Below are 8,287 nucleotides of genomic sequence, written 5' to 3'. Positions count from 1 at the left end.
AGTGCCATAAATCCAGCTGCCAAGAGCATGATCCACGACGACAGGCGTTGCTTGCTTCAGTGCAGGGCTAAGGGAAGTCATGCGTTCCATGATGGGCGTCACATGCGCTGATTGTCAACAATCCGAGGATCCGATACTGTTGTGGTGTGAGTAACACTAACAACCAGAGCCCTGATGGCACCCGGAGGAAGCCCCGCGTTGTCATCCTTGTGGCGGAAGGCCAGCCCCGCCCCTACAACCTCGGTGCCATCAAGTCCCAGGCCGATGTCGTCCTGACCGATGCCACCGGCCTCCCGGAAGCGTCACGGGGAGCGGACATCCTGTTCCTCTGGGACTTTTTTTCGTCGGCCCTGAGGGACGCCTGGCCCCAGGCGGACTCCCTCAGGTGGGTCCATGTGGCGGCGGCAGGTGTGGACGCGATGATGTTTGACGAGCTGCGGAGCTCGGACGTCGTAGTCACCAACGCCCACGGCACCTTTGATTTGCCGATCGCAGAATTCGCGCTGGCATCGATCCTCGCCCATGACAAGCAGCTCCATGTCAGCAAGGCCCTGCAGCAGCAGGCCGTCTGGCAGCACCGGGAAGTTACTCGCACTGAGGGCTCGCACGCTCTGGTGGTGGGAACCGGAGGAATCGGACGCGCCACCGCCAAGCTGCTCCGCGCAGTGGGACTGGAGGTCCGGGGCATCGGGCGCACACGCCGCGGGGACGATCCCGACTTCGGGACCATCCATGCCAGCTGCGACCTGGCTGAGCATGCGGCCTGGGCAGATCACATGGTGCTCATCGCTCCGCTTACCGAGCAGACGCGGAAGATGGTGAACGCCGATGTCCTGGCCGCCATGAAACCGACCGCCCACCTCGTCAACGTGGGCCGCGGTGCACTCGTGGATGAGGATGCTTTGATCAAAGCCCTCCAGAAGCACCAGATAGCCGCGGCCTCGCTGGACGTCTTCACGGAAGAGCCGGTTCCCGCAGACCATCCCTTCTGGAAGATGGAGAACGTCCACATGTCCGCCCACATGTGCGGTGACGTTATCGGCTGGCGCGACGCGCTGGCGGACCAGTTCCTGGCCAACCTTCAGCGCTGGTCCTCCGGCGGGGATCTCACGAATGTGGTGGACAAGGAACGCGGCTATGTCAGCACGCGCCCCCATAGCTCCCACTGAAGCTGCGTCCAATCCGTGACACAGCCCATAAACGCTACGTCTAAACAATCTACTAATTTTATTGGAGGTGTCTTTTTGCTGTTCAGCCACGAGGAGTACGATGCCCGGCTCGCCGGAGTGCGCCTGCGGATGGCCAAACAGGGTCTCTCCGCCCTGCTGGTCACCGACCCGGCCAACATTTATTACCTGACCGGCTACAACGCTTGGTCCTTTTACACTCCGCAACTGGTTTTTGTACCCGCTGACGGACCCATGATCTTCTTTACCCGGGCCATGGACGCCGGCGGCGCCTTCCGCACCAGCTGGCTCCCGGAGGACTGCATCGTCGGCTACCCGGAACAGTACGTTCACCGCCCGCATGTCCACCCCTTCGATTGGGTAGCTTTTGCCTTGCGCGAGCGCCACCTCATTGCCCCCGCCGCCAAGGGCTGCGTGGGCCTGGAGATGGACTCGCACTTCTTCTCCCCGAAGGCATACCGTTCGCTGGTCAACGCCATCCCCGAATGGACCCTGGTGGACAGTTTCGAGCTGGTCAACTGGGTACGCTCCGTCAAGTCCCCCGCCGAGATCCAGCTGATGCGCGGTGCCGCGCAGGTCTGCATGGCGGCGATGCAGGCTGCCGTGGAAACGATCGACGTCGGCGTCCGCCAATGCGATGCGGCCGCGGCGATCAGCCAGGCACAGATCCGGGGCGCCAACGGCATCGGCGGTGACTACCCCGCCATCGTGCCGATGCTGCCCACCGGCGAAGCTGCCGACACCCCGCACCTGACCTGGAGCGAGGACCGCTTCGAGGACGGCCAGGCAGTGGTAATCGAACTCGCCGGCGCCCACCATCGCTATCACACGCCCCTTGCGCGCACTCTGACGCTCGGCAAGAAGCCGGAACGGCTCTCCAAGTTGGCGGACGCCGTCGCCGACGGCCTGAACGCCGTGCTCACCGAGGTGCAGCCGGGCGTTCCCGTCCGTGAACTTGCCCGCGCCTGGAACTGGACGCTGGCCAAGTACGGCCTGGAGAAGCCGTCCCGCATCGGTTACTCGATCGGCGTCGGTTACCCGCCGGACTGGGGCGAGCGCACCATCTCCATCCGCTCCGAGGAGGAATCCATCCTCGAGGAGAACATGACCTTCCACGTCATCGGCGGCATGTGGATGGACAACTACGGCTACGAACTCTCTGAATCCATCCGCGTCACCGCCGACGGGGTGGAAACCTTCACGAGCTTCCCCCGCGAACTTATCCAGAAAGGCGGCTAGGCCATGAACCACGTTGCTACCCGCGCCCAGGCACTGCCGCTGGCAGACCGCGCAGCCAGCCTTGTAGGCTCTGTCATCGACTCCAGCACCTCCCTGCTGGCGGCCCAGACCCACGACATTGTCCGCTTTGCGATGGGCTCCCCCGCGGACGAAGCCGTGCCGCTGGACGAATTCCGCGACATCGCTGACAAGGTCATTGACCACAGCTCCATGACCTACGGCGCCACTGAGGGCGAGCCCGTGCTCCTGAAGGCGCTGGTGGACTACCTTGGCGGGACCACGGACCCCACCACGGCGGACCGCGTCACCATCACCGCCGGCGGCATGCAGGGCCTGGACCTGGCCTGCAAGATCTTCATCAACCCCGGCGACCTGGTCATTGTTGAAAGCCCCACGTACACGAACGGCAGCGCCACCGCCCTGAGCTACGGCGCCGAGCTGCTCGAAGCGCCCATGGACGAAAACGGCCTCATCGTCGAAGCCCTCCCGGAGCTGGTGGCCGCCACCGGGCGCACGCCCAAGGCCATCTACACCATCCCCAACTTCCAGAACCCGTCCGGCGTCACCCTGTCACTGGCCCGGCGCCACCAGCTGCTGGTACTGGCCCACGAGTGGAACGCCGTGATCATCGACGACGACCCCTACGGCCTCCTCCGGTTCCAAGGCGAGGACCTGCCGTCCTTCCAGGCTCTGAGCCCGGGCGATCCGCTGCTGTTCTCTGTCCGCACGTTCTCAAAGATCCTGGCTCCGGGCCTGCGCGTGGGCTGGGTTGACACCGATCCGGCGCTCCGCCAGCTGGTCATCAATGCCAAGCAGGCAATGGACACTTGCACCAACGTCCCCAACCAGCACATCGTGGCCGAATTCATCCGCCGCGGCGGCCTGGACAACCACTTGGCAGGCCTGCGGACGGAGTACAAGCGCCGCAAGGACGCGATGCAGGAAAGTCTGCGCCGGCATCTGGGTGACCGGGTCACCACCACCGATCCCGAAGGCGGCTTCTTCCTCTGGCTCACCCTGCAGGGCGAGGACGCGCGGATCTCCACCCGAAAGCTATTCGAAACGGCACTCGCAGAAGGGGTGGCATTCATCCCCGGACCGGCGCTGTCCGCCAGCGGAAAGTTCGACGACGCCGTCCGCCTCTGCTTCGCATCAACCACTCCCGAACGGGCCGAGGAAGGAATCATCCGACTTGGCCGGGCCATGGACCGTGAGCTTGCAGCGCTTAGGGCCGGAGCAGGCGCGTGAGTGCCGCCCCCCAACAGCAGCGCATACAGGCACAGCAGGTGATCGAGGACAGGGTCCTGGGCCTGATCAGCGAAGCGGAGCTGGTGGCGCTCACCACCGCATTGGTGGCTGCCGGCGGCGAGAACCCCGGCGGGACCGAGGAAGCCACCGTGCAGGTCCTGACGGAGTTCAGCCGGGCCGCTGGCCTGGACGTTGTCACCGAAACCGTCGCGGAGGGACGGCCGAACTTCACGGCCGTCCTGCCCGGCGGCAGCCTGCCAGGCATGCTGTTCCTGGGCCATTCGGATGTTGTTCCGGCCGGGACCGGCTGGGAGCGTCCCCCGTTTGAACCCTATTCACGGGACGGCCGGCTCTTCGGCCGGGGCTCCACGGACATGAAAGGCGGCCTGGCCGCCGTCCTCATCGCCCTCAAGGCACTCAAGGACGCCGGTGCCGAGCTGCCGTTCAGCGCGGCACTGGCCTGCACCGTGGATGAGGAGGACCTGGGCATCGGCATCCGCGCGTACACCGCCTCCGCCGCAGCCGATCCGGCCTTCAGTTATTCGGCGTGCGTGGTTGCCGAGCCCACCGACCTGGAGACCGTGATTGCCTGCCGGGGTGACAGCTACATCGAGCTGAAAGTCACCGGCAAGTCAGCCCACTCCGGCCGGCCCGCCGACGGTCGGAACGCGATTGACGCGGCCGCGAAGATCCTGGATCTGGTCCGCGACGATCACGCCCGGCTAAAGGCCGAGCAGGACCCGCTGCTGGCCGCGGGGAGCTGGAATGTCGGACTCATCAGCGGTGGTACCGGTACGTCCATGGTAGCGGCCGAATGCACGGTATCCCTGGACCGGCGGCTCATGCCCGACGACGACGCGCAGCTGATCCTTGACAGGCTCCGTGAACAGATCAGGGAGGCCGGCATCGACTCGGACGGCGTCTCGGTGGCGGCTGCGGTCACCATGGAGATGCCGGGATTCCGCACCCCTGCAGACCATCCACTGGTGGCAAACTCGGTATCCGCGCTTGCGGACGTCGGGGTGGACAGCGCCATCACCGGCTGGACGGCGGCCTGCGATGGTGGCTTCGTTTCCCGCGACCTCGGTGTCCCGGCCATTGTCATGGGCCCGGGAGGACTTAACGACCAGGCGCATCAGGTGAACGAATCCGTGAGCATCTCGGAGCTCGTCGCAGCGGCCCGCGCCTACGCCCTAATGTGCCTGCGGCACGGCCGGAACTGACAGCCTCCGCTGAACCTTCACCGCAAGAAAGAACGGCAGGCTGCTTCTTCAGTGCAGCCGGCCGTTCTTTGCACATCCAGGAAACAAGCACAGCCGGGCCGCTGGAAGCGGCCCGGCTGCTGCGATTCCAGTTGCGTCCTTAAGGAGTGGAGTCTACGGCGCGGGAGTACGTCAGCGTCTCGTCGCGGGCGCCGCCCATCCAGATGTCCTGGCAGGCCGCTGCCATCTCGTCGAGGCCCTCAACAATAGTGGCGAAAACGTTGCCAGGAACCCACCCGGTATCGCCGTTAAGCAACAGGTTGTTACGTCCGTAGAAGACAGCAAGGTCGACGATGGTTTGTACCGCATCCGTCTCAGAATCCTGCTCGTAGCCGTGGGAGGGCGTCTTCAGGTCGTTCGAAGTGAACGTGAAGTAGCAGACGTCACCGGGAATGGGAGTGACCGTGGTGTTTTCCGCGCCCGGTTCCTGCGGTGCGAAAGCCGGCACAAGGTTGTAAATCTCGTTGCGGGCGTACTTTCCGTGGAACACCTGCCCGCTGAGGGGCAGTGCATCCCAAACCGCCTTGCTTGTGCGGGGTGCGACGTCGTCGTGAAGGAGTGCCTTGCAGGTGACCCCGCGCTTCTCGAGGGTGATATTGATGTACCGCGCCATGTTTCTGCCTTACTTCCTGTAGGAGCCGGAAACAGCGCCTTGCCGTTTCCACTGCCATCAGGCTATGTGGCGCCCATCACGATTGTCAACAATCCTACTGGTGCTTGTCGATGGGGCGTTGCGCCCGTAGGATTGTTGACAATCATCCGACGGAAAGGACATGCGTGTTAGAAAAAGAATTCATCCGGGAGGATCTCAGACGTCCGGTGCCGGCTTCACCCGTGCATGAGAACCGGAAGTTTGCGCCGTCAGCGGAATTCGCCGCGAACGCCGTTGTTGGGGCCGGGGAGTACGCCGAGGCCGCGGCGGACCGGCCGGCGTTCTGGGCAAAGCAGGCCCGTGAACTGCTGAGCTGGGACAAGGACTTCGGCCAGGCCCTGGACTGGTCCGAGCCGCCGTTCGCGAAGTGGTTCGTGGGCGGCGAAGTCAACGCCGCATACAACGCCCTGGACCGTCACGTGGAGAACGGACTCGGGGACCGGGTGGCCATCCATTTTGAGGGTGAGCCCGGCGACACCCGCACCATCACCTATGCGGAACTGACCGAGGAGGTCAAGAGGGCCGCGAACGCTTTCGAAGCGCTCGGTGTGGCCAAGGGCGACCGGGTGGCCGTGTACCTGCCGATGATCCCCGAGGCCGTGATCACCCTGCTGGCCTGCGCCCGGATCGGCGCGGTGCACTCGGTGGTGTTCGGCGGGTTCTCCGCCGACGCCCTGCGCTCGCGCATCGATGACGCAGAGGCCAAGCTCGTGGTCACCGCGGACGGCACCTACCGGCGCGGCAAGCCCTCACCGCTCAAGCCCGCCGTGGACGAGGCCCTGGCCAAGCAGGGCCACACCGTTGAGAACGTCGTGGTGGTCAAGCGCAACGGCGAGCCCGTCAACTGGGTGGAAGGCCGGGACAAGTGGTGGGCCGACACGGTCGACGCCGCTTCCGCCGAGCACACCGCCGTCGGGCACGACTCCGAACACCCGCTCTTCATCCTCTACACCTCGGGCACCACCGGAAAGCCCAAGGGTATCCTGCACACCACCGGCGGCTACCTCACGCAGACCGCGTACACCCACAAGGCCGTGTTCGACCTGCACCCGGACACGGACGTGTTCTGGTGCACCGCCGACGTCGGCTGGATCACCGGCCACTCCTACGTCGCCTACGCCCCGCTGATCAACGCCGCCACCCAGGTCATGTACGAAGGCACCCCGGACTCCCCGCACCAGGGCCGCTGGTGGGAGATCGTGGAGAAGTACAAGGTCTCCATCCTCTACACCGCTCCCACCGCGATCCGCACGTTCATGAAATGGGGCCGGGACATCCCCGCCGGGTACGACCTGTCCTCCATCCGCGTGCTCGGCTCGGTGGGCGAACCCATCAACCCCGAAGCGTGGATGTGGTACCGCGACGTCATCGGCGCCAACGCGGGCAAGAACGGTGAAAGGAAGGAGAACCCTGCCCCGATCGTGGACACCTGGTGGCAGACCGAAACCGGCGCCCAGATGATCGCACCCCTGCCCGGCGTCACGGCCACCAAACCCGGCTCCGCGCAGGTCCCGCTGCCCGGCATCGCGATCGACGTCGTGGACGAAACCGGCGAATCCGTCCCGGACGGTCACGGCGGCTACCTCGTGATCCGCGAACCCTGGCCCTCCATGCTGCGCGGCATCTGGGGCGACCCGGAACGCTTCAAGGACACCTACTGGTCCCGCTTCGAAAACACCTACTTCGCCGGGGACGGCGCCAAGAAGGACGAAGACGGCGACATCTGGCTGCTCGGCCGCGTGGACGACGTCATGAACGTCTCCGGCCACCGCCTCTCCACCACCGAAATCGAGTCCGCGCTGGTGAGCCACCCGGCCGTTGCCGAGGCCGCCGTCGTCGGGGCCGCGGACGAAACCACCGGCCAGGCCGTCGTAGCGTTCGTCATCCTCCGCGGCGACGCGGTCAACAACGGCGACGCCACCGTGCTGGAACTTCGCAACCACGTCGGCAAGGAAATCGGCCCCATCGCCAAACCCAAGCACGTCCTCGTGGTTCCCGAACTGCCCAAGACCCGTTCCGGCAAGATCATGCGCCGCCTCCTCAAGGACGTCGCCGAAGGCCGCGAAGTGGGCGACGCCACCACCCTTTCGGACCCCACGATCATGTCCCAGATCGCCGAATCCCTGCGGAAGTAACACCCCGCTTTGCCGGAGCGCGAATGACAAGCCTTTCATTCCTGGACAGAAATTGGAGGACACCATGAAGAAACGCACTCTCACCATGTCTGCTCACAGCGTTGTAAGCAGCCCAACCAACGCCCGGCCCCGCACCGGGGAGCACTGCCCTGTCAACGGCTGGTGGGCACCCTTGAACCGCCGCTCTCCCGCACATTTCCTCACCGAGGGAAGCATCATGCCGGCCGACGGCGGAACGGCCGTTGTTTGGACGCTCGTCGAGCGGCCCCATCCCTCCCCAACACCCAACGACGGCTATCCGGCCTTGCGACTCCCGGCCGACAGCTACTGAGCACACAACTCGCATGCCTCACGGCAGGAAGCCTCAAGGGACGGCACGGAGATCCCTCCGCGCCACCCCTTGCGCGTGATGAGAACACAGTTTATGAGACAGCCCACGCGACTATTGTTGACAATCGGGCAATTTCCGGGAGAATTAGCTGCATGACTTCCCTTAGCCCTGCACTGAAGCAAGCAACGCCTGTCGTCGTGGATCATGCTCTTGGCAGCTGGATTTATGGCACT

General features: G+C 64.9%; 6 protein-coding genes. 5 read left to right on the top strand and 1 reads right to left on the bottom strand.

Features of this window, described 5'->3' with window-relative positions; translation table 11 throughout:
- The first annotated feature begins 146 nt into the window (after positions 1-146).
- The 4 genes from DWV11_RS14450 (at position 147) to DWV11_RS14435 (ending at position 4,897) form a co-directional block, all read left to right on the top strand.
- Entirely contained in the window at positions 147-1,169 is a 1,023-nt protein-coding gene (locus DWV11_RS14450; RefSeq protein WP_115789618.1) for a D-2-hydroxyacid dehydrogenase, read from the top strand.
- A 75-nt stretch (positions 1,170-1,244) separates the two neighbouring features.
- Positions 1,245-2,426, top strand: a complete 1,182-nt coding sequence (locus DWV11_RS14445) for a M24 family metallopeptidase (RefSeq protein ID WP_115789617.1) — start codon at positions 1,245-1,247, stop codon at positions 2,424-2,426.
- A 3-nt stretch (positions 2,427-2,429) separates the two neighbouring features.
- Complete coding sequence (locus DWV11_RS14440; protein ID WP_115789616.1) at positions 2,430-3,674, top strand: aminotransferase-like domain-containing protein; 1,245 nt, start codon at positions 2,430-2,432, stop codon at positions 3,672-3,674.
- Positions 3,671-4,897 carry a M20 family metallopeptidase gene (locus DWV11_RS14435; RefSeq protein ID WP_245953664.1) on the top strand — a complete coding sequence of 409 codons (1,227 nt, stop codon included), beginning with the start codon at positions 3,671-3,673 and terminating at the stop codon, positions 4,895-4,897. Before DWV11_RS14440 ends, DWV11_RS14435 begins: the two co-directional genes overlap by 4 nt.
- Before the next feature lie 139 nt (positions 4,898-5,036).
- On the opposite strand, the gene DWV11_RS14430 is transcribed toward DWV11_RS14435, so the two are convergent.
- Complete coding sequence (locus DWV11_RS14430) at positions 5,037-5,549, bottom strand: DUF3830 family protein (protein ID WP_115789615.1); 513 nt, start codon at positions 5,547-5,549, stop codon at positions 5,037-5,039.
- Positions 5,550-5,659: 110 nt separating this feature from the next.
- Here DWV11_RS14430 and acs point away from each other — a divergent pair, with 110 nt between their 5' ends.
- Positions 5,660-7,723 (top strand): acetate--CoA ligase, encoded by a 2,064-nt coding sequence (gene acs / locus DWV11_RS14425; RefSeq protein ID WP_425452065.1) that lies wholly within the window; start codon positions 5,660-5,662, stop codon positions 7,721-7,723.
- Positions 7,724-8,287: the final 564 nt, after the last annotated feature.

The organism is Arthrobacter silvisoli (genome assembly GCF_003369445.1).
Lineage (GTDB): Bacteria > Actinomycetota > Actinomycetes > Actinomycetales > Micrococcaceae > Arthrobacter > Arthrobacter silvisoli.
This window is presented reverse-complemented; position numbering and strand designations above follow the sequence as displayed.

Excerpts from the sequence above, each read along its gene's own strand:
- DWV11_RS14430 (WP_115789615.1), bottom strand. The coding sequence starts at position 5,549 with ATGGCGCGGTACATCAATATCACCCTCGAGAAGCGCGGGGTCACCTGC.
- DWV11_RS14440 (WP_115789616.1), top strand. The coding sequence starts at position 2,430 with ATGAACCACGTTGCTACCCGCGCCCAGGCACTGCCGCTGGCAGACCGC.
- acs (WP_425452065.1), top strand. The coding sequence starts at position 5,660 with ATGGGGCGTTGCGCCCGTAGGATTGTTGACAATCATCCGACGGAAAGG.